The 25,993-nt window shown below is 63.9% G+C and carries 27 protein-coding genes, 1 tRNA gene and 1 riboswitch; of the genes, 16 read left to right on the top strand and 12 right to left on the bottom strand.

The annotated features are described in order from the left end of the window. Positions 1–25 precede the first annotated feature (25 nt). On the top strand, positions 26–808 hold the full coding sequence (locus AOA14_RS04735) for a glutaminyl-peptide cyclotransferase (RefSeq protein ID WP_062900974.1): 783 nt from the start codon (positions 26–28) through the stop codon (positions 806–808). Positions 809–817: 9 nt separating this feature from the next. Here the strand turns inward: AOA14_RS04735 and AOA14_RS04730 are convergent, their stop codons facing one another. The 4 genes from AOA14_RS04730 to AOA14_RS04715 all read right to left on the bottom strand — a co-directional run bounded on the left by AOA14_RS04730 (position 818) and on the right by AOA14_RS04715 (position 2,715). After that, positions 818–1,495: a DJ-1/PfpI family protein gene (locus AOA14_RS04730; protein ID WP_062900973.1), complete on the bottom strand. Its 678-nt coding sequence runs from the start codon at positions 1,493–1,495 to the stop codon at positions 818–820. A gap of 18 nt (positions 1,496–1,513) precedes the next feature. Beyond that, positions 1,514–1,594: riboswitch (ZMP/ZTP riboswitch) on the bottom strand. Positions 1,595–1,626: 32 nt separating this feature from the next. Beyond that, a complete protein-coding gene (locus AOA14_RS04725; RefSeq protein WP_062900972.1) occupies positions 1,627–1,833 on the bottom strand; it encodes a hypothetical protein in 207 nt (68 codons plus the stop codon). A gap of 79 nt (positions 1,834–1,912) precedes the next feature. Beyond that, the gene (locus AOA14_RS04720) at positions 1,913–2,206 is read right to left on the bottom strand and encodes a hypothetical protein (protein ID WP_003042652.1); all 294 of its coding nucleotides are present in this window, start codon (positions 2,204–2,206) and stop codon (positions 1,913–1,915) included. A gap of 191 nt (positions 2,207–2,397) precedes the next feature. Further along, positions 2,398–2,715 (bottom strand): hypothetical protein, encoded by a 318-nt coding sequence (locus AOA14_RS04715; protein WP_003042650.1) that lies wholly within the window; start codon positions 2,713–2,715, stop codon positions 2,398–2,400. A gap of 213 nt (positions 2,716–2,928) precedes the next feature. Between AOA14_RS04715 and AOA14_RS04710 the strand changes: the two genes are divergently transcribed. From AOA14_RS04710 to AOA14_RS04685, 6 genes are all read left to right on the top strand, one after another. Next, a complete protein-coding gene (locus AOA14_RS04710) occupies positions 2,929–3,918 on the top strand; it encodes an ArsR/SmtB family transcription factor (RefSeq protein WP_062900971.1) in 990 nt (329 codons plus the stop codon). Next, positions 3,915–4,853 carry a methylenetetrahydrofolate reductase gene (gene metF / locus AOA14_RS04705; RefSeq protein ID WP_062900970.1) on the top strand — a complete coding sequence of 313 codons (939 nt, stop codon included), beginning with the start codon at positions 3,915–3,917 and terminating at the stop codon, positions 4,851–4,853. The genes AOA14_RS04710 and metF overlap by 4 nt, the downstream gene beginning before the upstream one ends. After that, complete coding sequence (locus tag AOA14_RS04700) at positions 4,850–5,905, top strand: homocysteine S-methyltransferase family protein (protein ID WP_062900969.1); 1,056 nt, start codon at positions 4,850–4,852, stop codon at positions 5,903–5,905. Before metF ends, AOA14_RS04700 begins: the two co-directional genes overlap by 4 nt. Further along, complete coding sequence (locus AOA14_RS04695) at positions 5,905–6,429, top strand: GNAT family N-acetyltransferase (RefSeq protein ID WP_062900968.1); 525 nt, start codon at positions 5,905–5,907, stop codon at positions 6,427–6,429. The genes AOA14_RS04700 and AOA14_RS04695 overlap by 1 nt, the downstream gene beginning before the upstream one ends. 18 nt (positions 6,430–6,447) lie before the next feature. Then, positions 6,448–9,069, top strand: a complete 2,622-nt coding sequence (gene metH / locus AOA14_RS04690; protein WP_062900967.1) for a methionine synthase — start codon at positions 6,448–6,450, stop codon at positions 9,067–9,069. A 116-nt stretch (positions 9,070–9,185) separates the two neighbouring features. Beyond that, positions 9,186–10,145 (top strand): right-handed parallel beta-helix repeat-containing protein, encoded by a 960-nt coding sequence (locus AOA14_RS04685; protein WP_202988468.1) that lies wholly within the window; start codon positions 9,186–9,188, stop codon positions 10,143–10,145. Positions 10,146–10,168: 23 nt separating this feature from the next. Here the strand turns inward: AOA14_RS04685 and AOA14_RS04680 are convergent, their stop codons facing one another. The 5 genes from AOA14_RS04680 to AOA14_RS04660 all read right to left on the bottom strand — a co-directional run bounded on the left by AOA14_RS04680 (position 10,169) and on the right by AOA14_RS04660 (position 14,378). Beyond that, on the bottom strand, positions 10,169–10,675 hold the full coding sequence (locus AOA14_RS04680) for a type III secretion system chaperone family protein (RefSeq protein WP_003042637.1): 507 nt from the start codon (positions 10,673–10,675) through the stop codon (positions 10,169–10,171). Between the two features lie 61 nt (positions 10,676–10,736). Beyond that, positions 10,737–11,033, bottom strand: coding sequence for an accessory factor UbiK family protein (locus AOA14_RS04675; RefSeq protein ID WP_062900966.1), 297 nt, complete (start codon positions 11,031–11,033; stop codon positions 10,737–10,739). A gap of 50 nt (positions 11,034–11,083) precedes the next feature. Further along, positions 11,084–11,635, bottom strand: coding sequence for a TspO/MBR family protein (locus AOA14_RS04670; protein WP_062900965.1), 552 nt, complete (start codon positions 11,633–11,635; stop codon positions 11,084–11,086). Between the two features lie 62 nt (positions 11,636–11,697). Continuing rightward, the gene (locus tag AOA14_RS04665; RefSeq protein ID WP_062900964.1) at positions 11,698–12,438 is read right to left on the bottom strand and encodes a TlyA family RNA methyltransferase; all 741 of its coding nucleotides are present in this window, start codon (positions 12,436–12,438) and stop codon (positions 11,698–11,700) included. After that, entirely contained in the window at positions 12,438–14,378 is a 1,941-nt protein-coding gene (locus tag AOA14_RS04660; RefSeq protein WP_082819822.1) for a thioredoxin family protein, read from the bottom strand. Before AOA14_RS04660 ends, AOA14_RS04665 begins: the two co-directional genes overlap by 1 nt. Positions 14,379–14,463: 85 nt before the next feature. On the opposite strand from AOA14_RS04660, the gene AOA14_RS04655 reads away from it, so the two are divergent. Together AOA14_RS04655 and proC are read left to right on the top strand one after the other, a co-directional pair. Then, positions 14,464–16,155: an alkaline phosphatase family protein gene (locus AOA14_RS04655; protein ID WP_062900963.1), complete on the top strand. Its 1,692-nt coding sequence runs from the start codon at positions 14,464–14,466 to the stop codon at positions 16,153–16,155. Positions 16,156–16,178: 23 nt separating this feature from the next. Then, positions 16,179–17,009 carry a pyrroline-5-carboxylate reductase gene (gene proC / locus AOA14_RS04650; RefSeq protein WP_062900962.1) on the top strand — a complete coding sequence of 277 codons (831 nt, stop codon included), beginning with the start codon at positions 16,179–16,181 and terminating at the stop codon, positions 17,007–17,009. A 54-nt stretch (positions 17,010–17,063) separates the two neighbouring features. On the opposite strand, the gene AOA14_RS04645 is transcribed toward proC, so the two are convergent. Then, the gene (locus AOA14_RS04645; protein ID WP_062900961.1) at positions 17,064–17,573 is read right to left on the bottom strand and encodes a MarR family winged helix-turn-helix transcriptional regulator; all 510 of its coding nucleotides are present in this window, start codon (positions 17,571–17,573) and stop codon (positions 17,064–17,066) included. 78 nt (positions 17,574–17,651) lie between these two features. Between AOA14_RS04645 and AOA14_RS04640 the strand changes: the two genes are divergently transcribed. From AOA14_RS04640 to AOA14_RS04630, 3 genes are all read left to right on the top strand, one after another. Beyond that, positions 17,652–18,737 (top strand): branched-chain amino acid aminotransferase, encoded by a 1,086-nt coding sequence (locus tag AOA14_RS04640; protein ID WP_062900960.1) that lies wholly within the window; start codon positions 17,652–17,654, stop codon positions 18,735–18,737. A 56-nt stretch (positions 18,738–18,793) separates the two neighbouring features. Beyond that, positions 18,794–18,868: transfer RNA gene (locus AOA14_RS04635), tRNA-Gln, on the top strand. Positions 18,869–19,429: 561 nt separating this feature from the next. After that, positions 19,430–20,068 carry an RNA polymerase sigma factor gene (locus AOA14_RS04630; protein WP_202988393.1) on the top strand — a complete coding sequence of 213 codons (639 nt, stop codon included), beginning with the start codon at positions 19,430–19,432 and terminating at the stop codon, positions 20,066–20,068. Between the two features lie 38 nt (positions 20,069–20,106). On the opposite strand, the gene folE is transcribed toward AOA14_RS04630, so the two are convergent. Continuing rightward, entirely contained in the window at positions 20,107–20,754 is a 648-nt protein-coding gene (gene folE, locus AOA14_RS04625; RefSeq protein ID WP_202988392.1) for a GTP cyclohydrolase I FolE, read from the bottom strand. Between the two features lie 163 nt (positions 20,755–20,917). Between folE and AOA14_RS04620 the strand changes: the two genes are divergently transcribed. The 3 genes from AOA14_RS04620 to AOA14_RS04615 all read left to right on the top strand — a co-directional run bounded on the left by AOA14_RS04620 (position 20,918) and on the right by AOA14_RS04615 (position 23,422). After that, positions 20,918–21,505, top strand: a complete 588-nt coding sequence (locus AOA14_RS04620) for a ferritin-like domain-containing protein (protein ID WP_062900958.1) — start codon at positions 20,918–20,920, stop codon at positions 21,503–21,505. Positions 21,506–21,550: 45 nt separating this feature from the next. Continuing rightward, positions 21,551–21,937 (top strand): c-type cytochrome, encoded by a 387-nt coding sequence (locus AOA14_RS19165; protein WP_082819821.1) that lies wholly within the window; start codon positions 21,551–21,553, stop codon positions 21,935–21,937. 129 nt (positions 21,938–22,066) lie between these two features. Further along, positions 22,067–23,422: a Glu/Leu/Phe/Val family dehydrogenase gene (locus AOA14_RS04615; RefSeq protein WP_202988391.1), complete on the top strand. Its 1,356-nt coding sequence runs from the start codon at positions 22,067–22,069 to the stop codon at positions 23,420–23,422. A 209-nt stretch (positions 23,423–23,631) separates the two neighbouring features. Here the strand turns inward: AOA14_RS04615 and AOA14_RS04610 are convergent, their stop codons facing one another. Beyond that, positions 23,632–24,885 carry an NYN domain-containing protein gene (locus AOA14_RS04610; protein ID WP_062900956.1) on the bottom strand — a complete coding sequence of 418 codons (1,254 nt, stop codon included), beginning with the start codon at positions 24,883–24,885 and terminating at the stop codon, positions 23,632–23,634. Between the two features lie 51 nt (positions 24,886–24,936). On the opposite strand from AOA14_RS04610, the gene AOA14_RS04605 reads away from it, so the two are divergent. After that, positions 24,937–25,587, top strand: a complete 651-nt coding sequence (locus AOA14_RS04605) for a restriction endonuclease (RefSeq protein ID WP_062900955.1) — start codon at positions 24,937–24,939, stop codon at positions 25,585–25,587. Positions 25,588–25,993 lie beyond the last annotated feature (406 nt).

Here is a 25,993-nt window from a genome sequence, read left to right as displayed (position 1 = left end):
TGCGCCGCAGCATAGCTAGGCGGTCATGAGCCTGCTTCTCGTCCTTGCCGCGCTGCTCGCCGATCCCGCGGCCGCCGTCGCTCCGCCTGCGCCGCCGCCGCGCGCCACGATCGAACGCTGCGGCTACCGGGTGGTCCAGACCTATCCGCACGATCCGTCCTCCTTCACCCAGGGCCTGTTCTGGGACGACGGCCATCTTTACGAAGGGACGGGGCAATACGGCCATTCGCGCATCGCGCGGCTCGACCTGGCGACCGGCAAGGCGCTCGCGGAAACGCCGCTCCCCGCCGACCAGTTCGGTGAAGGGATCACGCGCTGGCGCGACCAGATTATCGGCGTCACCTGGCAGAACGGCATCGGCCATCGCTGGCGTTTCAAGGATCTGAAGCCGGTCGGCGACTTCACCTATTCGGGCGAGGGCTGGGGAGTGACGACGCTCGGCGATACGATCGTGCTCAGCGACGGGACACCGACGCTGCGCTTCTTCGATCCCGCCACGATGGCGGAAAAGCGCCGCGTCACCGTTCGCTTCGGCGGCCGTCCGCTCGCCATGCTCAACGAACTCGAGGCGATCGACGGGCAGGTCTGGGCGAATGTGTGGATGAGCGACATCATCGTGCGGATCGACCCCGACAGCGGCGCCATCGTCTCCTACATCGACCTGACCGGGCTGCGCAAAGACGCCGGGGTCAGCGACAGCGACAGCGTGCTCAACGGCATTGCCTGGGACGCGAAGGGCAAGCGGCTGTTTGTCACCGGCAAATATTGGCCCAAACTCTACGAGATCGCCCTCGCAAACTGCGCATAGGGGCCGGTTCTAGCTCTTGAGCGCCGCTGCCATCCGCGCCGCCGCTGCGTCATAGACGCGCGCTTTCAACCCCTCGGTCACCGCGGCGGGCGCCCGGTCGGGGTGGCCGCCGGCGAAGGGCGGGGCCGGATCATATTCGATTGCGAGCTGGATTGCCTGCGCGGCCGCGTCGCCCCGCATCCGCGCGACCAGCGTCAGCGCGAAATCGAGGCCCGACGTTACCCCGCCGCTCGTCACGACGGGGCCGTCCTCGACCACGCGCGCCGCTTCGTGGCGCGCACCGACCATCGGCAGCAGATGCGTATAGGCCCAATGGGTGGTCGCGCGCCGCCCTTCGAGCAGCCCGGCGCGGCCGAGCAGGAAGGCGCCGGTGCACACGCTCGTCACCCAGGCGGCGCCCGCCGCCTGCCGCGCGATGAATTCGATCGTTGCCGGGTCACCCAACGCTTCGGCGACACCATGTCCGCCGGGGACGCACAGTATATCGGCCTGCGGCGCCGCAGCGAAATCATGCGTCGGCAGGATCGCAAAGCCGCAGTCGGTCGGGATCGGGTCGAGGCTGGCCGCTGCGCCGATCAACCGCGCGCCGGGCAGGCGGCACAGCGCCTGCGCGGGGGCGGTGAAATCGAGCTGGGTGATGCCGGGAAACAGCAGAAAGACGATGGTGGTTTGCGGTGCTTCGGCCATCGGGATGCTCCTTTTCTGACGGATCACCCAGGCGCGCGGCTCGCATCGGTCCCGCTCCCCGATGGAACTCCATCTTCAGCGCCAGTTGCGGGACGCCTGGCTTCTATCGCGGCAATCGCTTTGGCGAAAGCCTATTTGCCGCCGTCTTCGCCGCTCGCGCCGGTGTCGGCTTTCGGAGCGGTGCCGTCGCGGCTTTCGAGCATTTCGGCCGCATCGTCGAGCGCCTTGGCTTCGCTGACCGTGACGCCGCCGGGGCCAGGCTCATTGTCGGTGCGGCTGCAGCCGGCAACGAGGCACAGGGCCGCGGCCAAGGCCGCGCAGGTTGGAAATTTCGTCATCGCCGCCTCCTGCGAAAAGGGGCCCCGCCATTCCGGCGAAGCCCCTCTTTCCCTATCAGGCCAAGGGCCCGCCGACGACTTACTTGTCGTTGGCTTCGGCCTTCTTGGTTTCTTCCTGAATCTTGTCACCCGCGGCAGCAGCGGCGTCGCCAGCGGCATTCACGGTGCCTTCGACGGCGTTGCCGGCGTCCTTCGCGGCATCAGCGGTCGCGTCAGCGGCGTCGGCCGCACCATCGGCGACGGCATCGCCGGCGCTGGCGGCATCGGCGGCGATCGCATCGCCGGCTTCAGACGTTTCCTGCTGCGCCTTTTCCGAGCAAGCGGCGAGGCTGAAGGCCGCTGCGGCCATCGAGGCGAGGATGATCTTGCGCATATATGTTCCTTTCGATGTGCAAGCGGCCGGATAACCGGCCACTGGGCGCGGAGACTAACTGCGCCTGCCCGGCTTGGCAACCGTGCGGCGGGACGCGGTGGCCGCGGGGTATTGATCGCAAAAGGAAAAGGGGCCGCCGACGCATGTCGACGACCCCCGATTTCCTTGCCTGTGCAGGCGAAAGTGGAAGCTTACTTCTTGGCTTCTTCCATCTTTGCGGCAGCGGCATCGGTCGCTTCCTTGGCGGCCGCAGCGGCTTCGCTGGCCTTGTCGGCAGCTTCGCCAGCCTTGTCGGCAGCATCGCCGGCGGCAGCGGCAGCGTCGGTCGCGGCCGAAGCGGTCGCGTCGGCGGCGCTCGAAGCGGCTTCCATCGCGCCGTCGGCGGCGCCTTCGACGGTTTCGGTGGCCGCGGTGTCGGCCGGAGCGGCTTCATCAGCAGCCTTCTGCGAGCAAGCGGCAACGCTCAGCGACGCAGCGAGGACGAGCGACAGAGTGATCGACTTCTTCATTTGGGATACCCCTCTTGATTGAACTTCTCGACCGGCGGGCGGACCGGACCAATGCGATCCTGCTCCCGTTGATCGGGCGCCGGAATTACAAGGTTGTAAGTGGGGGCGCAACGGACTTTTTGTCCCAGGGGTGGCGATCGTCGCAATCGCGCGCGCCGTCGTTGCTCGACAATTCGTTGACCACATATAAAGAAGTCTTTATATGATACCGCGATGAGCGAGCTGATCGACATTTTCCGGGCCCTGGCCGACCCGACGCGGTTGCGCGTCGTTGCCTTGCTGCGCGAGATGGAACTGGCGATCGGTGAGCTGGCGGCGGTGCTTGAACAGAGCCAGCCGCGCGTTTCGCGCCACGTTCGCATTCTGGCCGAAGCCGGGATCGTCGAGCGCCGCCGCGAGGGGAGCTGGGTCTTCCTGCGCATCGCCGAGCAGGGGCCGGGCGCCGACATGGCCGCTGCTGCGGGGTCTTGGCCCTTCTCGGCGCGCGAGGCGCTGGTGATCGCGCAGGATGCGCGCCGGCTTGCCGCGGTTCGTGCCGAGCGCGCGGCGGTGGCCGAACGCTATTTCGCCGACCATGCGGCCGAATGGGATGCGATCCGGTCGCGCCACGTCGCCGAAAGCGAGGTCGAGGACGCGATGGTCGCGATGATGCACGGGCGCGCGCTGGGCCATCTGCTCGACGTCGGCACCGGCACCGGGCGCATGGCCGAAATCTTCGCGCCAACGGCGCAGCGGATCACCGCCCTCGACCGCAGCCCCGAAATGCTGCGCATCGCGCGCGCCAAACTGTCGGATCAGGCAGTGCCGGTCGATCTGGTGCAGGGCGATTTCCTCGCGCTGCCCATCGCCGACGCCAGCGTCGATTCGGTGGTTATCCACCAGGCGCTGCACTTTGCGCACGAACCCGAGCGGGTCATCGCCGAAGCCGCCCGCGTGCTGCGCGATGGCGGGCATTTGCTCGTCGCCGATTTTGCGCCGCACGAGGATGAGGAGCTGCGCGCGCTGGCGGCGCACGCGCGCCTCGGCTTTTCGGATACGCAGATCGGCGGCTGGTTCGCCGCGTCGGGGCTGACGCTCGAACGGACGCAAACACTCGAAGGCGGTGCGCTCGCGGTCAAGCTGTGGCTTGGCGCGCGCCGCCGTGACCAGGATCAACCCCCCGTCGCCGCGGGCGACGGCGAAGGCAAAAGGCTCGCCGCATGACCACTTCCCTCGACGCGCTGGCCGAAGCGCGCCGCGCTGCGGCGTCGCCGCTGTTCGCCAATCTGGAAGGCGACATCGGCGTCAGTTTCGAATTCTTTCCGCCCAAGACCGAGAAGATGGAGGCGCAGCTGTGGGACACGTTCCGCACGCTCGAGCCGCTGGCGCCGCGCTTCGTTTCGGTAACTTATGGTGCGGGCGGATCGACGCGCGAGCGCACCCATGCGACGGTGGCACGGATCGCGTCCGAAAGCGCGGTGCCGCCCGCCGCGCACCTGACCTGCGTCGAGGCGTCGCGCGGTGAAATCGAAGAGGTTGCGCGCGCCTATTGGGACGCGGGCGTGCGGCATATCGTCGCGCTGCGCGGCGATGTCCCCGGCGGCGGTGCGTATCGGGCGCATCCCGAGGGTTTTGCCAATGCGGTCGAGCTCGTCGCCGGGTTGAAGCGGATCGCGCCGTTCGACATTTCGGTCGCCGCCTATCCCGAGGTGCATCCCGACGCCGATTGCCCGCAGGCCGATCTCGACAATCTGAAGCGCAAGCTCGACGCCGGGGCGACGCGCGCGATCACGCAATTCTTCTTCTCGCCCGAAGCCTTCCTGCGCTTCCGCGACGCCGCGGCTGCGGCGGGCATCGACGCGCCGATCGTGCCGGGCATCCTGCCGGTGTCGAACGTCTCGCAGACGCGGCGCATGGCCGATATGTGCGGCACCGGAATCCCCGCATGGATGATCGCGCTGTTCGAGGGGCTCGACGATCTGCCCGCCGCGCGTCAGCTCGTTGCCGCGACGGTCGCGGCCGAAATGTGCCGCCGCCTCTACGCGGGCGGGGTACGCGATTTTCACTTCTACACGCTCAACCGCGCCGAACTCAGCTATGCGATCTGTCATATGCTGGGATTGCGGCCGGTGGCGCCGGCAAAGGATAAGGCGGCATGATCTCAGCGCGCGAGGCCCTGATCGCGGCGGCGAAGGATCGCATCCTGCTCACCGATGGTGGCTGGGGCACCCAGATCCAGCTTCGCAAGCTCGGCGAAGCCGATTATGCGGGATCGCTCGGCCTCGGTCACGACCAGAAGGGTAATAACGACATCCTTGCGCTGACGCGGCAGGATGTCGTGACCGCGATCGGCGAGGCCTATCTCGCCGCCGGATCGGACATCGTCTCGACCAACACGTTCAGCGCGAACCGGATCAGCCAGGCCGATTATGGCGCCGAAGCGCTGGTTGCTGACATCAACCACGAAAGCGCGCGCCTAGGGCGCGAAGCGGCCGACAAGTTCGCGGCTGAGGACGGCCGGCGCCGCTTCGTCGCGGGAGCGGTCGGGCCGACGAACAAGACGCTGTCGCTGTCGCCCGACGTCAACAATCCCGGTTATCGCGAGATCGATTTCGACGAATTGAAGGACGTCTATCGCGAACAGGTAATCGCGCTCGCCGAGGGCGGAGCCGATTTCATCCTGATCGAGACGATCTTCGACACGCTGAATGCCAAGGCCGGCATCGCCGCGACGATCGAGGCGGAGGCGCGGGTCGGGCGCGAGCTGCCGCTGATGATCTCGATGACGCTCACCGACCTGTCGGGCCGCAACCTGTCGGGCCACACGGTCGAGGCTTTCTGGTATGCGGTGCGTCATGCGAAGCCGCTGACAGTGGGGCTCAACTGCTCATTCGGCGCGGCGCAGCTTCGCCCGCATGTCCGCGTGCTCTCCGACCTCGCCGACACGCTGGTGATGGTCTATCCGAACGCCGGCCTGCCCAACGAGCTTGGCGAATATGACGAACTGCCCGACACGACCGCGGCGCTGGTCCGCGAATGGGCCGACCATGGTCAGGTCAACGTCCTCGGCGGCTGCTGCGGGTCGACCCCGGCGCATATCGCAGCGATGGCAAAGGCCGTACAGGGCCTCCCCGCGCGCCGGATTCCCGAGGTGCCGGTGCGCACGCGCCTTGCCGGGCTGGAGCCCTTCACGATGGCGGCGGCATCCTGATGGAGGACGGACCGACATGGGCGATCCGCGAGGCCGGAGAGGCTGATGCCGCCGCGTTGGCGTTGATCGGCGCCGCGACCTTCCTCGAGACCTTCGCGGGCATTCTCGATGGCGAGGCGATCGTCGGGCATTGCGCGGCGCAGCATCAGGAGGCCGCCTATCGCGCCAATCTGGCGTCGGGCGCGCGCGCCTGGCTTGCCGAGGCGCAGCCGGGCGGCGCGCCGATCGGCTTCGCGCTGATCGGCCGGCCCGACCTCGCCGCTGCCGAGGCGGGCGACATCGAACTCAAGCGCATCTATTCGCTGTCGCGTTTTCATGGCAGCGGGCTTGGCGCCGCCCTGATGCGCTGCGCTCTTGACGCTGCGGCAGGGCATCGCCGCCTGTTGCTCGGCGTTTACGCCCGCAACGATCGGGCCCTCGCTTTCTATCGCAAGCAGGGCTTCGTCGACGTCGGGACACGCCAGTTCAACGTCGGGGGAAAGCTCTACGACGACCGCGTTCTCGCCCGCCCGCTTGCTGCCTGATTCTCTTTGGACTGTTCGATGACCGCAACTCTCTCCTCCTCCTCGTTCGTCAACATAGGCGAACGCACCAACGTCACCGGCTCCGCCGCCTTCAAGCGGCTGATCCTCGCCGACGATTTCACCGCGGCGGTCGAGGTCGCGCGCCAGCAGGTCGAAAATGGCGCGCAGGTCATCGACGTGAACATGGACGAAGGCCTGCTCGACGCTGTGCGCGCCATGACGACCTTCCTGAAGCTGATCGCCGCCGAACCCGACATCGCGCGCGTGCCGGTGATGATCGATTCGTCGAAGTGGGAGGTGATCGAAGCAGGGCTGAAATGCGTCCCCGGCAAGCCGATCGTCAATTCGATCAGCATGAAGGAGGGCGAGGAGGCTTTCCTGGACCATGCACGCAAATGCATGGCCTATGGCGCCGCGGTAGTCGTGATGGCGTTCGACGAGGTCGGACAGGCCGACACAAAAGAGCGCAAGATCGAGATTTGCGAGCGCGCCTACAAGCTGCTGATGACCATCGGTTTTCCGCCCGAGGACATCATCTTCGACCCCAATATCTTCGCGGTCGCGACGGGGCTCGAGGAGCATGACAATTATGCGGTCGATTTCATCGAGGCGGTGAAGGAAATCCGCGTTCGCTGTCCGCACGTCCATTTCTCGGGCGGGCTGTCCAACCTCTCGTTCGGCTTTCGCGGCAACGAGACGGTGCGCCGCGCGATGCACAGCGTCTTCCTCTATCACGCGATCCCAGCCGGGCTCGACATGGCGATTGTCAACGCCGGGCAGCTCGACGTCTATGACACGATCGACCCCGAACTGCGCACCGCGTGCGAGGATGTCATCCTCAACCGCAAGGTGGAGGGTGAGGAACTGAGCCCGACCGAGCGGCTGATCGCGCTCGCCGAACGCTACAAGGGCAGCAACGCCGCGCAGGAAAAGGCGGCCGAGGAATGGCGCGGCTGGCCGGTCGAAAAGCGGCTCGAACATGCTTTGGTCAAGGGCATCGACGCGCATGTTGTCGATGATACCGAAGAGATGCGGCTGCAGATGGACCGCCCGATCGAGGTGATCGAGGGGCCGTTGATGGACGGCATGAATGTCGTTGGCGACCTGTTCGGTTCGGGCAAGATGTTCCTGCCGCAGGTCGTCAAATCGGCGCGCGTCATGAAAAAGGCGGTCGCGCATCTGCTGCCCTTCATCGAAGCCGCCAAGGAACCCGGCGCGAAGGGCAAGGGCAAGGTCGTGATGGCGACCGTGAAGGGCGACGTCCATGATATCGGCAAGAACATCGTCGGCGTCGTGCTGCAATGTAACGGGTTCGAGATCGTCGATCTGGGCGTCATGGTGCCCTGGCCGAAAATCCTCGAGGCGGCGAACGAGAATGACGCCGACATGATCGGCCTGTCGGGCCTCATCACCCCCTCGCTCGACGAGATGGTGACGGTGGCCGAGGAAATGCAGCGCGCCGGCATGACGATGCCGCTGCTGATCGGCGGCGCGACGACGTCGAAAGTCCATACCGCGCTGCGCATCGACCCCGCCTATCAGGGGCCGGTCCTGCACGTGCTCGATGCGAGCCGCGCGGTCGGTGTCGCGACCTCGCTCGTCAGCGACACCGGGCGCGATGCGTTCGTTCGCGGTTACAAGTCGGATTACGAACATATCCGCGACGTGCGCGCCAACAAGGGGCAGAGCGCGCTGGTGCCGATCGACGATGCGCGCGCTAACGGCTTCATCGTCGACGAGCATATCCGGCCGTTCCCGCCCGAAAGGCCCGGCGTCCATGTGTTCGACAATTGGGATCTGGCTGAACTCGTCGAATGGTTCGACTGGACGCACTTTTTTCGCGCATGGGAGCTGGCGGGCAATTACCCGGCGATCCTCGACGACGAAATCGTCGGCGAAAGCGCGACGAACCTCTATGCCGACGCGCGCGCGATGCTCGAAAAGATCATCGGCGAGGGCTGGCTTCACGCGCGGGGCGTCGCGGCGCTATGGCCGTGCCGACGCGAAGGCGACGATGTCATCATTCACCTTGCCGAGGAAGAACGGCATGTCCGTATCCCCTTCCTGCGCCAGCAGATCGCGAAGCGCGAAGGGCGCCCGAATATGTGCCTCGCCGATTTCGTCAGCCACGACGGAGACTGGATCGGCGGCTTTTCGGTCGCTATCCACGGCATCGAGCCGCACCTTGCGCGCTTCAAGGCGGCGCACGACGACTATAGCGACATATTGCTGAAGGCGCTCGCCGACCGCTTCGCCGAAGCCTTTGCCGAACGGCTCCACGCGCATGTCCGCACCGATCTGTGGGGCTATGCGCCCACCGAACAATTGACGCCAGAGGCGATCATCAAGGAAGAATATCGCGGCATCCGTCCCGCGCCCGGTTATCCCGCGTGCCCGGATCACAGTCTGAAGCCGATCCTCTTCGACCTGCTCGATGCCGGGGCCAATTCGGGGGCAACGCTGACCGAGAGCTTTGCCATGCTGCCGACCGCAGCGGTTTCGGGCTTCTATTTCGGCCATCCCGACGCAAGCTATTTCGGGGTCGCGCGCGTGGGGGAAGATCAGCTTGCCGACTATGCCGTGCGGCGCGGGGTCAATATCGAAACCGCCCGCCGCTGGCTGCGTCCGAACCTCGACTGACATCGGTAAAGGGGGCGGGTTAACCCGGCGGGGGAGGGCTGTCCGACAAAGGGACAGCGCCTCCGTTAACCAGCTTCGCGAAGGACGTGGGGCCGCAAAAGGGGTATGGCGTGGCGATGATCCAAATGCTTCTCCGCCGGCCCATGCTGCCGCTTCTCGCCCTGCCGATGCTGTTCGCGCCCGCGCCGCTGCCCGCGCAGGCGGGGGCAGCGCCCTATGTGGTCGCCGAAAGCGGCCGCGCCTTCGGGCGGCTTCAAGAGGCGGTCGACGCGATCGGCGATGGCGACGGCACGATCCGCATCGCAACGGGCTATCATCGCGATTGCGCGGTCCAGACCGCCGGCCGCGTTGCCTTCGTCGCGGCCGAGTCAGGCCGCGCGATCTTCGACGGCGTGAGCTGCGAGGGCAAGGCGGCGCTGGTGCTGCGCGGCCGCGCCGCGCGCGTCGACGGTCTGGTGTTCCAGAATATGCGCGTTCCCGACGGCAATGGCGCGGGCATCCGGCTCGAACAGGGCAATCTCGACGTGGCGAACAGCCTGTTCCGCAACAGCGAGGAAGGGATTTTGACCGCCAATGATCCGGCGGCGACGCTGACGATCGACCGCTCGACCTTTTCGCGCCTTGGCCGCTGCGACCGCGGGCTCAGCTGCGCGCACAGCGTCTATACCGGCGAATATGGACGCGTCGTCGTGACGCACACGCGCTTCGAAAAGGGTAGCGGCGGCCATTATCTGAAGGCCCGCGCGCGCGAGGTCGAAATCAGCGACAATAGTTTCGACGATACGCAGGGGACCGCGACCAATTATCTCATCGATCTCCCCTCTGGTTCGACCGGACGGATCACGGGCAATCTGCTCGTCCAGGGGCGCGACAAGGAAAATTACTCGGCGCTGATCGCGGTCGCAGCCGAGAGCCGCGACAATCCGTCGCGCGGGCTGGTGATCGAGGGCAATCGCGCGAGCATCCCGCAGGGCATCGGCCGATCCTCGGTGTTCGTCGCCGACTGGAGCGGCGAACCGCTGGCGATCGGGGCCAATCAGATCGGCCCCGGCCTCAAGCCCTTCGAAAAGCGGTAAGCAAGCGCGCCCGGCGCGACGGGTCAGGCCTCGCCGCGCGTTTCGATCAGCGACGCGGCCAGCGCCTCGGCAGGCGTCTTGCCGCCCCACAGCACGAACTGGAACACCGGGTAAAAGCGCTCGCATTCGTCGATGGCGCTTTCGACCAGCGTTTCGGTGATGTCGAGCGGCATAGCCGCATCGCTGCCGATCAGCATCGCGTGACGATAGAGGACGGTGCCGCTGTTCGACCATAGCTCGAAATGGCCGAGCCAGAGCTGTTCGTTGATCATCGCGAGCGCTTCATGCGCGACGCTGCGCTTGTCCTCGACGACGCGGATGTCGGGGAAGGCGAGCAGTTGCAGCACCCCGTCCTCGGGCCGCCACACCGCGCGCAATTCATAGGTAGTCCAGCTGCCCTGTGCGGTCGCGACGATCTCGTCCTCGCCGATCATTTCGTGCGGCCAGTCGTGCGCCGCAAAATAGGACGCCAGCATATCCATCGGCGCGGCTTCCTGGCCGTCCTCGTCGTCGTAAATATCGTCGGTCATGGCTGCGCCCTTAGCGCGACTTGGGCCGGGTGGCGAGTCGCGCGGGGGAAAGCCCGCTCCGTTACTTCTTGGGTGTGGCGCGGGGCTTGGCCGGCGCCTTCGCGGCGGCGGCCGGTTTTGCCGCGGCTTCGAGCTTGTCGAGCCGCGCCTTCAGCGCGTCGGCTTCGGCGCGTGCCTTGGCCGCCATTTCCTTCACCGCCTCGAATTCCTCCCGGCTCACAAAGTCCATGCGGCCGACGAATTCCTTCGCGCGTTCGCGCATCGCGGTTTCGGCTTCGCGTCCGGCACCGGCGACGGTGCCTGCGATACCGTTGACCATCTTGGCCAGATCGTCGAAAAACCGGTTTTCGCTCTGCATTATCCTGTCCTTTGTCGGGGTCGTCCCCTGTATTCACCCAAATCGGGTCGTCATCCTATCTGGGAGGTCGCGGCGGCCGGCACAAGAGTTTCGGCGTCGGGGTTGCGCTGATCGATCTGGAAATTCAGGATCGTCGCGAAGCTGAGCCATATCATATAGGGGACAAGCAGCCACGCCGCCGCCTTGCGGATCGGCGCAAAGGCAAAGGTTGTCGCGATCGTCACCATCAGGATGAAAATGACGAGATAGAGCGCGGCGGTCACCTGATGCATGCCGAAAAAGAGCGGCGACCAGGCGAAATTGGCGATCAGCTGCACGAAGAACAGCGTCAGCGCGAAGCCGCGTCCGCGCGCGCCGCGCGCGTGGAGGATCATCGCCAGCGCCAGGCCGAGCAGGACATAGAGCGTCGTCCACACGACCCCGAAGACCCAGCCGGGCGGAACGATCGCGGGCCGGTCGAGCGCCATGAACCAGCGATTGTCATAGCCGCTGTTCGAGAGCAGGCCCATCAGGCTGCCGATCAGGACGAGCGCCGGGACGGTGAACATTGCCCAGCGCCAATAGGACATGCGTAGCTGACCGGGGGTGGCAATCTCGCTCATGCATCTGGTCCTTCGCGCGCGAATCTGTGTCGGTCATGCTGTCGCGGCGCGCACCGTCCGCGTCAAGCTGCGGATTTCGTAGCCGCAATCAGAAATTCGACATTTCCTTCGGGTCCGGTGATCGGACTTTCGACCGTCTCAACGACGCGCCAGCCCGAACGTTCCAGCCAGTCGCGCACCTCGGTGCAGACGCGGGCGTGCACCACGGCGTCGCGTACCACGCCCTTTTTGCCGACCTCGTGCCGTTCGGCTTCGAACTGTGGTTTGATCAGCGCGACGAGGCGCGCGCCCGCTTTGGCAAAGGCCATCGGCACCGGCAGCACCTTCGACAGCGCGATGAAGCTCGCGTCACAGACGATGAGATCGACCGGCTCGGGAATATGATCGGCGGTCAGGACGCGCGCGCTCGTCTGTTCGTGGACGATTACGCGGTCGTCCTGCCGCAACTTCCAGGCGAGCTGGTTGGTCCCCGAATCGACCGCATAGACGCGTGCCGCGCCGCGGTTCAGCATCACGTCGGTAAAGCCCCCGGTCGACGATCCCACGTCGATCGCCACCGCGCCCACAATATCCCAGCCCAGATGCGTCAGCGCATGGTCAAGTTTGATCCCGCCGCGCGACACCCATGGATGGTCGCGGCCCTTGACGCTGATCGCGGCATCCTTGGCGATCTGCTGCCCCGCCTTGTCGATCTTGCGGTCGCCGACGAAGGCGAGCCCGGCCAGGATCAGCGCCTGCGCGCGCGTCCGGCTTTCGGCGAGTCCGCGATCGACAAGCAGCTGGTCGGCACGCTGTTTCGCCATCAGCCGCCTGCCCGGTCGGTGAGAAGTCCCGGCGTCAGGATCTGCGGCAGGATTTCGGGTTCGGACTTTCCCGGCGCGTACCAGAGGTAAAGTGGCACGCTGTTGCGGCCATGCTCGGCCAAGGCGCGCGTGATGGCGGGGTCGCCGTTGGTCCAGTCGCCGACGAGCGTGACGACGCCCGCCTTGTCGAAGGCATCCTGCACCGCCTCGCGGTTGATCGCGCCTGCCTCGTTCGCCTTGCACGACAGGCACCAGTCGGCGGTGAAAAAGACGAACACGGGCTTTCCCGTCGCACGCGCCTTGGCAAGCGCCGCCGCCGAATATCGATCGGCCGAGAATTCGATTCCCGCGCCATGCCCCGCCTCGCGCCCGTCAACCTGTCGCCACAGGAGGACGGCGAGGGCGAGCGCGGTCAGGGCCATCGGCAGCGCCATCCATTTGCGGAAGGTCGCCATCCACGGTCCCGGCTTGGGCATGCGATTGCGGAGCGCAGGCACGAAGCCGACGGCCAGAAAGGGGAGGGCGATACCAAGACCCAGCCCGCCGAAAATCGGCAGGGCAGCCCAGGCCGGAAGGACCAGCGTGGCGCCGAGCGCGGCGCCGAGCAAAGGGCCGCTACACGGCGTGGCGACAAAGGCCGCGAGCGCGCCGGTCCAGAAACCGCCCGCCGCGCCGCTCTGGTTTGCGAGCCGTTGGCCGCCGCCGAACGACGGCAGTTCGAAGACGCCCAGCAGATTGAGCGTGATGGCGAGCGCGAGCAGCAGCAGCACGAACACGCTCGCCGGATGCTGCAGTTGAAAGGCCCAGCCGACCTGCTCGCCCGCCGCGCGCAGGCCGAGCAGCAGCGCGCCGAGCAGCAGCGCGGTGAGCACCGCACCCGCCGTATAGGCCACAGCCTCGACCTTCGCGGCGCGTGCATCGCCGCCCGACCGCGCAAGGCTGAGTGCTTTCAGGCTCAGGATCGGGAAGACGCAGGGCATCAAATTGAGGATCAATCCGCCGACGATCGCGCCGCCGAGCGCGGTCCAGAACAGCGCCAAGTCGATACCGGCCCCGCCGCCGGAGCCGCCCCCGGCGATCGCCTTGCCGGCCGACGGAACCGCGCGGGGGACGAAGCGTACGGAAAGACCACGGTCCTGGCCGAGCTTGAGCAGCGCGTCGATTTCCCCCTGCGCGTTGCCCTTGCCCGCCGTTTCGATCACGATCCAGTCGCCGTTGCGGCTGAAGCGCTGCATTGCCGGATAATCGACGACGCCTTGGGTCGCTGCGAACAGATGCGGTGTCGTCAACGATGTTCCCTCGGGCAGCGGTACGGCGAACCGCACCATCGCGCCGCGGCGTTCCCACCGGCCCGCGCGGTCGAGCGGCTGCGGCAGCTTGGCTCGCCATGCGTCGAATTGCCGCTGCGCGCCCGCTGCGATGGCTCCGTCGCCAGCCTTCATCGCGACCGAGATCACGGCCTTTTCGGGAACGCAGATCTTGTCGGTGCAGGCGAGCCAGTTGGCGATGCCGGTCAGCGTCAGGTCGGTCCCCGGCGCGACGCTCTTGTCGACGCGGACATCGGCGAGCAGCGCATAGGGATGTTCATAGACATGGTTCATCAGCTCAAAGAGCGTCAGCGCCTCGGGAACCGGATAGCGAAAGGCGCCTACGGTGACGCCCGGCGGCGCGTTCCATTCGACTTGCATGCCGAAACCGGCGTCGCCGCCGTTCGACCAATAGCCGTGCCAACCCTTTTCGGGGGTCATCGCGAGGGCAATCGTCGTCGCTCCGCCGGGCGACGGTACCACCGATTCGGCGACCAGCCGCGGCGCGATATGCGTGGTCTGCGCCTGCGCAGGAGCAAAGGCGAGCAGAACCAGGGCGAGCAGCGCCAGCAGCGCGCGCGCCGTCGCCGATGCACTTCGGTCTGTCACAAAGCCGTCTTTCGCGCGATCCATGCCTGTCCCGTGTCTGCCTGTCGTTCGAGGCTTGCCATATAGGCGGCTTTCGTCGAGAGGACAGCCCGCGCTGACGACCCCAGCCATGGAGATGTTCCCCGTGAAGCTCAAAAGCCTGACCACCGTTCTCGCTGCCACCCTCTGTTTCGCAACTGCCGGAGCTGGCCTTGCGCAGGATTCGGCGCCACCGGTCGCAAAGGTTACGGCGGCAACCCCGCCGCCCAAGCTGATCGTCGCAATCTCCGTCGACCAGTTTTCGGCCGATCTGTTTGCCGAATATCGCAGCCATTACACCGGCGGTCTCGCGCGGCTTGCGTCGGGCGTGGTATTTCCGGCGGGGTATCAGTCGCACGGCGCGACCGAAACCTGCCCCGGCCATGCGACGATCCTGACCGGAAATCATCCGGCGCACACCGGGATCATCGCGAATAATTATTTCGACCTCTCGGTCGCCCGGTCCGACAAGCGCGTCTATTGCGCCGAGGACGAAACCGTGCCGGATACAAGTTCGGGCGGCGGCAAATATGCGGCATCGGTGAATCATCTGATGGTCCCGACACTCGGCGATCTGATGAAGGCGCGCGATCCGAAAGCGCAGATCGTCTCGGTCGCAGGCAAGGATCGCGCCGCGATCATGATGGGCGGGCGCAAGGCGGACGAGCTGATGTGGCTGTTTCCGGGCGGCCTCACCAGCTATCGCGGCACCACGCTGTCGCCGGTCGCGCAGCAGGCAAGCAGCGCGATCGCCGCGGCGATTGGCCAGGCGCGCCCCGCGATGGACCTGCCCGCCGATTGCGCGTCGCACGATATCGCAATCCCGATCGACAAGGGCGGCACGGTCGGCACCGGCCGCTTTCAGCGCGATGGCGGCGATTTCCGCCACTTCATGGCCTCGCCCGAAGCGGACGGCGCGGTGCTCGCCGCCGGCGCCGCGCTGCGCGCTGCGCGCAAGCTGGGTGAGGGCACCACGACCGATCTGTTGATCCTCGGCCTGTCGGCGACCGACTATATCGGCCACAGCACGGGCACCGAGGGCGCCGAGATGTGCATCCAGATGCACGCGCTCGACCAGCAGCTCGGCGACTTCTTCGCACGGCTCGATGCGACCGGCATCGACTATGCCGTCGTGCTGACCGCCGACCATGGCGGTCACGATCTCCCCGAACGCAACCGCCAGAATGCCTGGCCCGCCGCCGAACGCGTCGATGCCGCGCTCGATCCCGAGGCGATGGGCAAGGCGGTGGCCGAAAAGCTCGGCCTGCCGCAGCCGTTGCTCTATGGCGATGGCCCGTTCGGCGACATGTATCTGTCGAAGGCGTTGACCCCCGCGCAGCGCAAGGCGGCGCTGGCCGAGCTGGTGGCGCGCTACCGCGCCCACCGCCAAGTCGAGGCGGTGGTGACCGGTGAGGAACTGGCGAACCATCCGATCTCGAAGCGGTCGCCCGACGTGTGGACGCTGATGGACAAGCTGCGCGCTTCCTATAATGCGCAGCGTTCGGGCGATTTCATTGTCGTGCTCAAACCGCGCGTCACGCCGATCCCCGAATCGGGCCTCGGCTATGTCGCGACGCACGGTTCGGTATGGGACTATGACCGCCGCGTGCCGATCCTTTTCTGGCGCAAGGGGCTCACCGCCTTCGAACAGCCGAATGCCGTGATGACGGTGGATATCATGCCGACGCTTGCCGCGCTCATTGACCTGCCGGTCGACGCGGCCAAGATCGATGGCCGCTGTCTCGACCTGCTTTCGGGTCCGGAAAGCAGTTGCCGTCCATAAAGAAGAATGAAGAACAAGGAATCATGACGAAGACTTTGAGAAAATTTGCCGGCCGGATGCTGCTGGTCGGTTGCGGCAATATGGCGGGCGCGATGCTCGATCGCTGGCTCGTCGCGGGGCTCGATCCGGCGCGGGTCGCCGTCGTCGATCCGGTCGCGGCGCCGCGCGAAGGCACCGCGCATTTCACCTCGCTTGCCGACTGGCGGGCGGCGGGTCAGACCGCCGACTGGATCATGCTCGGCATGAAGCCGCAGCAATTGGACGAGATCGCTGGCGATCTGGCGGCGGTCGCGGGTGGCGAGGTGCATCTGCTCTCGATCCTCGCCGGCGTCTCGCTCGCCGATCTCGCGGTCCGTTTTCCCGAAGCGCGGGCGCAGGTCCGCATCCTTCCCAATCTCGCCGCGCGCATCGGCGCTGGGGTTTCGGCCGTGACCAGTACGGGTGATGCCGACAGTGCCGCGATCGAAGCGCTGCTCAAGCCGCTCGGCGAGATCGTTGCGCTCCCCGACGACGGCATGATGGACCTCGTTACCGCGTTCACCGGCAGCGGTCCGGCCTTCGTCTTTCGCCTGATCGAAGCCTATGCAGCGGCGGGCGAGCGGCTTGGCCTTTCGGGCGACGATGCGCTCAAGCTTGCGACCGCGACCTTTGGCGGAGCGACCGCCCTGCTCGCGCGCAGCGGCGAAAAGCCGGGCGCGCTCGTCGCGCAGGTCGCGAGCAAGGGCGGCACGACGCAGGCCGGGCTCGACATCCTCGACGAAGGCGGCGAGCTCGTTGCGCTGATGACCAATGTCCTGCGCGCGGCGCGCGATCGCGGCCGCGAACTCGCCGATCTTGCCCGCGGCGAAGATTGATCGGCGCGCCCGCAAAGGCGTGGGCCGTGACAGCGCCGGGCGGCTATCGCCCGCTCAGCTTTCGCTGCCCAGCCTGGCGACGCGCTGCCGCTCGCGCGGCGACATCAACGCTTCGTTGACCTGCCAGAAGCCGGTGACCGCCGCCTGACCCGCATGGGTGTAGGCGCGGCTCATCGCGTCGCGTAGCTGCCCGAAGACCGCAGCCTCGATGGCGCGTCCGGCGGGAGTGAGCCGTAGTTCCTTCTGCCGCCGGTCGCGGTTGCCCGGGCGCGTGACGAGCATCTCGCGCGCCTCCAGATCCTTGATGACCCGGCCGAGCGACTGTTTGGTGATGCCCAGCAGCGCGAGCAGGTCCGATATCGTCAGCCCCGGCTGGCGCGCGATGAAGTAAAGCGCGCGGTAATGCGCGCGTCCGAGGCCGTTTTCGGCCAGCCGCGCATCGCCCGCGCGCCACAGCGCGCCATGGCCGAAAAACAGGAATTCGATGCCGCGGCGCACCTCCTCTTCACGCAAGAAAAGGGCAGAGGCAGCGGGAACTTGTGAAAGAAAATTTTCATCGGCCATGGCGACTACCGTTGCGCGCGGCGCCGCGCTTTGGCAAGAGGCGCGCACCGAGTCACTGCCAAGAGGTTAGGTTTTTCCATGTCCGCACCCGCTTTCACCCGTCTTCCGCATCCGAACCCGACGGCGGACGATGTACGCGCGGCGGCGATTGCGGACCCGGTCTTCGGCCGCGTCTTCACCGATCATATGGTCTCGATCCGCTACAAAGAAGGCCAAGGCTGGCACGATGCGCAGGTGATGCCGCGCGGCCCCTTGTCGCTCGATCCGGCGACCGCGGTGCTGCACTATGCGCAGGAGATATTCGAAGGGCTGAAGGCCTATCGGCTCGACGACGGATCAATGGCACTGTTCCGTGCCGAGGCGAATGCCGCACGCTTCAACGCCAGCGCCCGCCGCATGGCGATGGCCGAGCTGCCCGAGGACCTGTTCCTTGCCGCGGTGCGCGAGATTGTCCGCGTCGATGCCGACTGGTTCCCGAAGGTGCAAGGCGGCGCGCTCTATCTGCGCCCCTTCATGTATGCGAGCGAGGTGTTTCTGGGCGTCAAGCCTGCCGCCGAATATCATTTCCTCGTCATCGCCTCGCCGGTTGGCAATTATTTCAAGTCGGGCGCGCCGGCCGTCTCGCTGTGGGTGTCGGAAGACTATACCCGCGCCGCGCCCGGCGGCACCGGCGCCGCCAAATGCGGCGGCAATTATGCCGCGAGCCTAATTGCGCAGCAGGAAGCGATCGCAAAGGGTCACGATCAGGTCGTCTTCCTCGACGCCGCGGAGCATCGCTGGATCGAGGAACTGGGCGGCATGAACATGTTCTTCGTCTTCGACGACGGCAGCATTGTCACCCCGCCGCTCACCGGCACGATCCTGCCCGGCATTACCCGCGACGCCATCATCACACTGGCGCGCGATGCGGGCCTGACGGTGCGCGAGGAACCCTATGCGATCGACCAGTGGCAGGCCGATGCGACCAGCGGCAGGCTGACCGAAAGCTTTGCGTGCGGCACCGCGGCGGTGGTGACTCCTGTCGGCAAGGTGACGCGCGGCGCCACCAGTTTCACCGTCGGCGCCGGCGGCCCCGGACAGGTGACGGCGATGCTGAAGGACAGGCTTGTCGACATCCAGCGCGGCCGCGCCGCTGACCCGCACGGCTGGGTCACGCGCCTCTGATCCGGCGCCTTGCCAATCGGTCGCGAGACGCTATAGAGCGCCCTCGCACCGGCCGATGGGGCGTAGCCAAGCGGTAAGGCAGCGGTTTTTGGTACCGCCATGCGCAGGTTCGAATCCTGCCGCCCCAGCCAGCCGGTGCAGTTATTCCAACTATCTGAAAATCAAAACGAATTTCTGCGTAGGAAATACGGAGGCCACACCCCGTGGCACCTGGCCGTGGCCCCTGTAGGCCGACGATGAATCGATCCGAGCGCTATTGCAAGGCTTGATTTAACGACGCCGCGGGGCGCGGCGCCTTCCTGTCTTCAGACGCCGACCGAACGGCGAAAATTAGACGTATAGATCCGGTCCCTTTTGACGTTGCACTCAAGATAGTAACTCCCGTGGCAACGATGGCAACGATGGCAACGATGGCAACGATGGGTGTTTCGTCAGCTGCTAGGAGGCCTGACGGCATTTCAAATGTTTGGGAACTCCGTCCTCGATCGCGGACACCTCCCGCGCATCGCCGCGCTCCCCTCGCGACAACCGCTGACGCCTAGGGGGCGACGAAGAAGCCAGCCTTTGAGGGAAATTTACGCGGGAACCTGATTGGCGCAATGACATCTAATGTGGAAATATAGCCAGGAACAGCCATGCGCAGTCGTCGACCCACACCAAAACACACATCAGAATGGGTCGCCGAAACGCGATTGATCGACAGGATCAACGCGGGTGAAGAATCCGCCTTTCGACAGCTGATGCAGCGCTACAATCAGAGTCTTTACCGTGTGGCGCGGGCAATAGTTTCCGACGATGCCGAAGCAGAAGATGTCCTCCAGGAGAGCTATACCCGCGCTTTTGCCGCTATGTCCGGGTTTCGCGGTGACTCGAGTCTCGGCACCTGGCTGACACGGATCGTGATCAACGAGGGCAGGGGGCGGCTTCGCCGGCGTCGAACCGCGACCCAGGCGGCGGACGCGCTTAAGCAACAGGGTGCGACGGTAATTGGATTCCCTGGGGGGCAGCCCGTCGAAAGTCCCGACACCCATGTCGCTCGAGCCGAAACGCGCGTGTTGCTCGAGCAGGCCATCGATTCCTTGCCTGATGTTTTTCGGCCGACATTCATTCTTCGGGACATCCAGGAATTTACGGTGGAGGAAACCGCAGAAATTCTGGGCGTGCAGCCTGAAACAGTAAAAACCCGGCTCTTTCGGGCGCGCCGACTACTGCGAAAATCGCTGGACGCCACATTGGCGGACGCGGTCCGTGGCAGCTTTCCGTTTCTTGGGAAGCGATGTGAAAGGCTGACCGAAGCAGTCCTCACGCGTCTGATGCACGCGGCCAAGTAAGGCGAAACGCTGCCCCTGCGCATGCAGATTTTCATGTTTCAACAGCCGCTTGCGATGGACATCAGCAGCTCACGTCGTAGCTCGGCATCGTCGGCAAAGTCGCCGAGCCATGCCTTGGTCACCATAGCGACGCCGCGCTGGTTTACTCCGCGGCTGGTCATGCAACCATGGCTTGCTTCGAGAACCACGGCCACGCCGCGCGGCTCGAGGATGTCGTTCAAGGTCTGAGCGATTTGCTGGGTCAGACGTTCCTGCAATTGTAATCGGCGGGCAAACCCGTCGACAAGTCGGGATAGTTTCGAAATTCCCACCACCTTGCCGCTTGGTCGGTAAGCCACATGGGCATGGCCAATGATAGGAGCCATGTGATGTTCGCATGTCGACGTGAACGGGATCGCTTTAAGCAACACCGTATCCTCATAGTCGTTCGATTCATCGAAAACCCTAAGCAGATGTTGTGCGGGATCGATCTGGTAGCCTGAAAACCATTCCTCATAAGCCCGGGCGACGCGTGCCGGAGTTTCGATCAGACCTTCGCGATACGGATTGTCTCCCGCCGCTGCGATCAGCGTTCGGACAGCAGCTTCAATTGCTGCCCGGCTCGGTCGATCAGAGGCAGCGAGATAGCCCAGATTTTCCGTATGAGGCTTATTTTCGGTCAGCTCATTCGCCGTCACGAGATCCATTTTCGTCCTTTCCTAGCAGCGGACACATTCGATGAAGCCGACGCAGCGAGGTTCCCTTCGAGGAAGAAAAAGAAGTTCGGGAACCTGAAACGCGGTGCCGCATCGAATGCAGGCCCAAGGCGGCAATCGTCTTGCTGTGGGTCCATTTAGGAAAGGGTCTCGAATGACACAGATGCAACAATCACGCCGCAACCTTATGCGCCTTACTGGAACGGGTGTATTGTCGGCGGTCGCCGTCGGCATCCTCGGCGATGCTCCGGCACTGGCTCGATCCATGGGCAAGGGCCCCGGTGTCACAGCGAGCCAAGGCGACATTGATATCCTGAACGTGGCTCTGGGTCTCGAACATGAAGCGATCGAGGCATATCTGATTGGGGCTGAAAGCGGTCTTTTGCAGAAGCCCGTGCTTGACCTCGCGTTGATTTTCCAAGGGCACCACAAAGGGCATCGTGACGCGCTTGCACGTGCCGTGCACGACCTGGGTGGCAAGGCCGTCGAACCGAAGACCCGTGCCGCTTATGTCGAAAGCCTTAATGTGGCGTCGCTCAAGAATCAGAACGACATTCTGCGTCTTGCGCAGTCGCACGAGTTGGGCGCGGCCAACGCCTACATCGGTGTGATGCCGTCGCTTGGGGGCAAGGAACTCGCCCAAGTGTGCGCGAAAATCGCCGCCGACGAAGCATCACACTGGTCACTGCTGACCACTGCGTTGGAACAGCCGATCCCGGCTACTGCCTTTCTGTTCGGCTGAAGCGCCGATCTCTAGCGCTTTGATGATTTCGGAAAGGGATTGGGCATGCGTGTCACCGCAACCGCAATTATGTTGGTCGCCGGCTTCAGTTCGTCAGTCGCCGCGCAAAGCGGCGCGACGGGCGACGCTGCGCGGGGCGCGCAAATCTACCAAGCGAGCTGCGGCAGCTGTCATTCGATAAACGCGAACCGAGTCGGCCCCGCCCATCGCGGTGTTGTCGGCCGTCGCGCCGGAACGATGACGGGGTATAATTACTCGGCGGCCCTACGCGCGTCGCGTATCATATGGGATGCCCGAACGATCGATCGCTTTCTCCAAGATCCACAGAAGATGATACCGGGAACGAAGATGGGCTTTCGACTGACAGACCCGTCTCGCCGCAATGATGTCATCGCTTATCTGCGCCAACAGAGCAGACCGGTTCCAAAGTAGCATTGCAACGCAAGTAGTCGGGTCTCGGTCGCGACCTGACTCGATGGCGAGTGCCTCGTCACCCCCTTTTTAGAGGCACTCGCCATCATCACCTTCGGTCGCGGATCCATGGGCCTCTCGGCCTGCTGAGTGACCGGACGCCGCGGCGTTCCTCCCTTCTCCTGGTCGCCAACGGCGCGCAGCCGTCAGTTCGACGACTCTCTAGAATTCGAAGGCAATACCTCAATGCAAACTATGTTTAGCGGTCCGATATTCGAAATGGCGCGCCGCCAATTTGAGGGTGCCGCCGATATAATCGGGCTTGACCTGGACGTCCGCGACAGAGTTTTTCTGCCCAAGCGGGCCATAGCCGTTTCATGTCCGATTCACTTGGATAACGGATCGATCGCGGTGTTTCCCGGTTATCGTGTGCAGCACCACTTGACCCTTGGCCCCACCAAAGGGGGCACCCGCTTCTCACCTGCGGTCGATGTGAGTGAAGTGGCTGCACTCGCAATCTGGATGAGCTGGAAATGCGCATTGGCCGGCCTCCCTTACGGCGGAGCAAAGGGCGGCATCACCGTCGATCCCAAATTGCTTTCCTATGCCGAACTGGAGGCACTTTCGCGGCGCTATATGCAGGAAATGATCCCCTTCGTCGGACCCAGCATTGATGTAATGGCGCCGGATATGGGCACCGACGAACAGGTCATGGCTTGGTTCATGGACACATACTCTATGCATCATGGCAGCACTGTCACCGAGATCGTTACCGGAAAGCCTTTGGAATCTGGCGGCACCGCGGGTCGTAGAGAGGCGACGGGGCGTGGTGTTGCATTCCTGGTGGACAAAGCAATGGATCGGATCGGCTTGGCGCCAATCGGTGCCACCGCAATCATTCAAGGCTTCGGCAACGTCGGATCAATTTCCGCACTGGAGCTACGAAATCGCGGCATTAAAGTCGTCGGCGTAAGCGATCATAGCGGGGCGATTTATGATCGCCGCGGCTTCGATGTAGAGGCACTTTTGCGCCACGTTTATATAAATGGAAGCTTGATGGGTTTCGCTTTCGAAGCAGCAATCGATCCTCAATCGCTTCTATTGATGCCATGCGACATTCTTGTTCCCGCAGCAATCGAACAAGTCATAAATGGCGAAAACGCAGGCAAACTCCGCTGCCGAATCTTGGCCGAAGGGGCTAATGGTCCGACCACCCCGGAGGCCGATCAAATTCTGACCGATCGGGGCGACATTTTTGTGCTTCCGGACATTTTGTGTAACTCTGGTGGCGTGATCGTCAGCTATTTCGAATGGGTGCAGGATATTCAGCGGCTTTTTTGGGACGAACGAGAAATACGCAGTCGCCTCAACCAGATTTTGGAACGGAGTTTCGAAAAAATGATGGCGCGTGCGGCGGTCGCTGGCATTTCGAATCGAATGGCGGCGCTGACAATCGGGATCGAAACTGTGTCGCATGCGAAGCAGCGCCGCGGCCTATTTCCTTAGTTCTAAAGGGCGCCGAGCCCCTCACTGGCCGGAAGATCAGAGGCTGTCGCGAACAGGCTGATCACAAGAATTCTGCCGTCCGGTTATCCGAGTGACGTGACCCCTGTAGATCTAGGATGAATCTACGCGAGCGAGATTGCAAGGGCAGATTTGATCAGGGCGTTTGCAACGATATTGGACTGCTCGCAGCCGCTTGGGAGCGCGGGGGTCTATCCTTCTTGGCTGTGACCGTCGGATATGCCGAACAGGGCCGCGAGGGTCTCTTCGGTGGGTTTATCAATCGATACGCCTAAAGTCTCAGCGCGCCCCATTAATGATGCAAGATACGCTTCCCCTATCGCCTTCGCGCTCGGAATTGCGCTTTCGTTTAGCGGGGCTCCGCCGATTTGCGCGCCGCGAACCACTTGACCGATCGATGCGCGCGCGATTTGCACACCCTGCTCAGCAAGTTTGTCGCGAGTCCAACGGGTGGCCTCGGAAAGACGAAATTCATGGCTGTCGGAATAGAGTTCCAACGTCGCAAAGAGCGCCTGCCAACCACCGGTTTCGAGCCGAGGCAGCTCGAGCTGCCTGCTCAATTCGGCAACGGAATTAGGAATGGAGCTTTCCGAAGTGGGCGCGGCGGACGGAGGCTGATGCCGTTCGTCGTCCCAAATATGATGCTGGGATGTCCGCACATTGGGGAGGTGCAAATCCGAAACGGCGCCTTTGAAACCCTTGCCGAACCATGCAGATTGCTTTGCGGCTGGGCAAATCCGCGCAGTCTCGAATGCCAGTGCAGCGAGGTTTAGCGGCTCCGTCGCTTGGTCATATCGCGTCCTGATGAAGGCGGCAAAGTCGCTCGCCTCATCACTGACAACATTTTCCTGACCCATTCCGGCCGGCTCTGCGGCAGTCTGCGACGAGGGGGCGTCGTTCTCTATGTCAGCGTTCAAAATGGTTTCAAGCGCTTCGAACCCTATGATCCGATCTGCCACGGCAGAATAGGCCGCCGCGAGATAGCCCGGTGAAAGAACGGCTATGCGTCGGTCTTCGGCCCGCAAGCGCTGAAGCAGCGGCGTGAAGTCCGAATCGCCGGATGCGATTACGAATTCGTCAAAGCGCGTGCGGTGGGAGAGCAAATCCAGTGCGTCGATTACGATCCGGATGTCGGCAGCATTTTTTCCGCCTCGCGTCACGGCAGGGCAATCGACGACCTCAAAGCCAGCGCGAACAAATCCGGGCCGGAATCTGGAAAAATATAGACGTTCGCCCGCGTCCCCCGGCGCACTGACAAAGCCCGCGGGATTCAGATAGCAGCGCGCGAACAACCATCGCCGTGTGTCCTCGCTCAAATAGCTGTTAGCGAGAATTTGAAGCCAATCCCCTGGCTCCGAAGCGAACTTTAGCGCGATGCGCTGGTCTAACGACCAAAGAGCACTGAAGATATTGTCGAAATCGACCAGTAGGGCGCTTTTCGCCACCGTTGTTCTCCGAGATCGAGGTTAGCTATTCTGATAGACCGAATCAAATAGGTGCTGAAGCGCAGCACATCAAACCCCCAGCGCCTTGTGGCAGCGCGGCTCGACGTGCCGGATCTGTTGGGCGAACTCCAGAACCGCACCGAACTGCCCCGCAAGGTGCTGGCCGATATTCTCGTCCAGTCGGGACGGCTCGAAGACGCTACTGTGAACCCGTCCGCCTTTGTTGATGCCGTCACGGCGATCGTACAGGCGGGGAAACGTCTGATGATGACAAACGGGATCGTTTACAAGCCACTGGACGAATGGTGGGCACAGGATCTGTTTGCCGCAGAGGACGACGTGCCGCTGGACCGGCTGGTGCCCGTTGCGCACGCACCGCTCGACCATATCGTTACGGACTCGAATATCGAAGCCGCGCTGGCGAAGGCGCTCGACATCAGCGGCGCAATCAAGCTGTTCGCCAAGCTTCCGTCAGGCTTCAAGATCACGACGCCGCTCGGCACCTATAATCCGGACTGGGCCATCGTCCGGCGCCATGACGGGCGTGAGGACGTCTATCTGGTCAGCGAAAGCAAGGGTGACCTGAACACACTGCGCGAAGCCGAGAAAGCCCAGATTGCCTGCGGCAAGGCGCATTTCGAGGCACTGGAAATTCCGTTTGTGACCGCGACGAACCTGGATGGGATATTGGCGCAGGTTTGAGGCGCCAAAACGAAGGCGCTGTTGGAGTGTTAGGACGATTCTAAGGCCGTTCAACGTTAATCGAGGCTTTCCCCGGTAAATCGGGTTCAACCTGTTTCTGAGTAAGCGAGCGTGCATTTGCTTTCCCCCGTAACTCACTTTCATCGCCGTTTGGCAATTCAGCGAAATCCCCGATAAATCGGCTTCATAGTTATTCGCCGATTCTAGACAGTTTGTGTTGCCGCCGCCAAATCACCCGAGAATCTAGTCTGACGCGCAATAAATTCCCTCTTGGGGAATTTTCGGGGAATTTTTAATCACGTGTTGGCCGGGGAAGCGCGAATCGCGACATTGCAGCCATGTTGCAGAATTTTCGGGGGACAGGTTGCATATGGATATTATGCATTAATACCAATGATATGATTTC

The sequence above is a fragment of the Sphingopyxis terrae subsp. terrae NBRC 15098 genome, from assembly GCF_001610975.1.
GTDB classification, from domain to species: domain Bacteria; phylum Pseudomonadota; class Alphaproteobacteria; order Sphingomonadales; family Sphingomonadaceae; genus Sphingopyxis; species Sphingopyxis terrae_A.
Note: the sequence above shows the minus strand (reverse complement) of the source record. Positions and strands in the feature narration are given on the sequence as shown.

Excerpts from the sequence above, each read along its gene's own strand:
- AOA14_RS04735 (WP_062900974.1), top strand. The coding sequence starts at position 26 with ATGAGCCTGCTTCTCGTCCTTGCCGCGCTGCTCGCCGATCCCGCGGCC.
- AOA14_RS04730 (WP_062900973.1), bottom strand. The coding sequence starts at position 1,495 with ATGGCCGAAGCACCGCAAACCACCATCGTCTTTCTGCTGTTTCCCGGC.
- AOA14_RS04725 (WP_062900972.1), bottom strand. The coding sequence starts at position 1,833 with ATGACGAAATTTCCAACCTGCGCGGCCTTGGCCGCGGCCCTGTGCCTC.
- AOA14_RS04720 (WP_003042652.1), bottom strand. The coding sequence starts at position 2,206 with ATGCGCAAGATCATCCTCGCCTCGATGGCCGCAGCGGCCTTCAGCCTC.
- AOA14_RS04715 (WP_003042650.1), bottom strand. The coding sequence starts at position 2,715 with ATGAAGAAGTCGATCACTCTGTCGCTCGTCCTCGCTGCGTCGCTGAGC.
- AOA14_RS04710 (WP_062900971.1), top strand. The coding sequence starts at position 2,929 with ATGAGCGAGCTGATCGACATTTTCCGGGCCCTGGCCGACCCGACGCGG.
- metF (WP_062900970.1), top strand. The coding sequence starts at position 3,915 with ATGACCACTTCCCTCGACGCGCTGGCCGAAGCGCGCCGCGCTGCGGCG.
- AOA14_RS04700 (WP_062900969.1), top strand. The coding sequence starts at position 4,850 with ATGATCTCAGCGCGCGAGGCCCTGATCGCGGCGGCGAAGGATCGCATC.
- AOA14_RS04695 (WP_062900968.1), top strand. The coding sequence starts at position 5,905 with ATGGAGGACGGACCGACATGGGCGATCCGCGAGGCCGGAGAGGCTGAT.
- metH (WP_062900967.1), top strand. The coding sequence starts at position 6,448 with ATGACCGCAACTCTCTCCTCCTCCTCGTTCGTCAACATAGGCGAACGC.
- AOA14_RS04685 (WP_202988468.1), top strand. The coding sequence starts at position 9,186 with ATGATCCAAATGCTTCTCCGCCGGCCCATGCTGCCGCTTCTCGCCCTG.
- AOA14_RS04680 (WP_003042637.1), bottom strand. The coding sequence starts at position 10,675 with ATGACCGACGATATTTACGACGACGAGGACGGCCAGGAAGCCGCGCCG.
- AOA14_RS04675 (WP_062900966.1), bottom strand. The coding sequence starts at position 11,033 with ATGCAGAGCGAAAACCGGTTTTTCGACGATCTGGCCAAGATGGTCAAC.
- AOA14_RS04670 (WP_062900965.1), bottom strand. The coding sequence starts at position 11,635 with ATGAGCGAGATTGCCACCCCCGGTCAGCTACGCATGTCCTATTGGCGC.
- AOA14_RS04665 (WP_062900964.1), bottom strand. The coding sequence starts at position 12,438 with ATGGCGAAACAGCGTGCCGACCAGCTGCTTGTCGATCGCGGACTCGCC.
- AOA14_RS04660 (WP_082819822.1), bottom strand. The coding sequence starts at position 14,378 with ATGGATCGCGCGAAAGACGGCTTTGTGACAGACCGAAGTGCATCGGCG.
- AOA14_RS04655 (WP_062900963.1), top strand. The coding sequence starts at position 14,464 with ATGGAGATGTTCCCCGTGAAGCTCAAAAGCCTGACCACCGTTCTCGCT.
- proC (WP_062900962.1), top strand. The coding sequence starts at position 16,179 with ATGACGAAGACTTTGAGAAAATTTGCCGGCCGGATGCTGCTGGTCGGT.
- AOA14_RS04645 (WP_062900961.1), bottom strand. The coding sequence starts at position 17,573 with ATGGCCGATGAAAATTTTCTTTCACAAGTTCCCGCTGCCTCTGCCCTT.
- AOA14_RS04640 (WP_062900960.1), top strand. The coding sequence starts at position 17,652 with ATGTCCGCACCCGCTTTCACCCGTCTTCCGCATCCGAACCCGACGGCG.
- folE (WP_202988392.1), bottom strand. The coding sequence starts at position 20,754 with ATGGATCTCGTGACGGCGAATGAGCTGACCGAAAATAAGCCTCATACG.
- AOA14_RS04620 (WP_062900958.1), top strand. The coding sequence starts at position 20,918 with ATGACACAGATGCAACAATCACGCCGCAACCTTATGCGCCTTACTGGA.
- AOA14_RS19165 (WP_082819821.1), top strand. The coding sequence starts at position 21,551 with ATGCGTGTCACCGCAACCGCAATTATGTTGGTCGCCGGCTTCAGTTCG.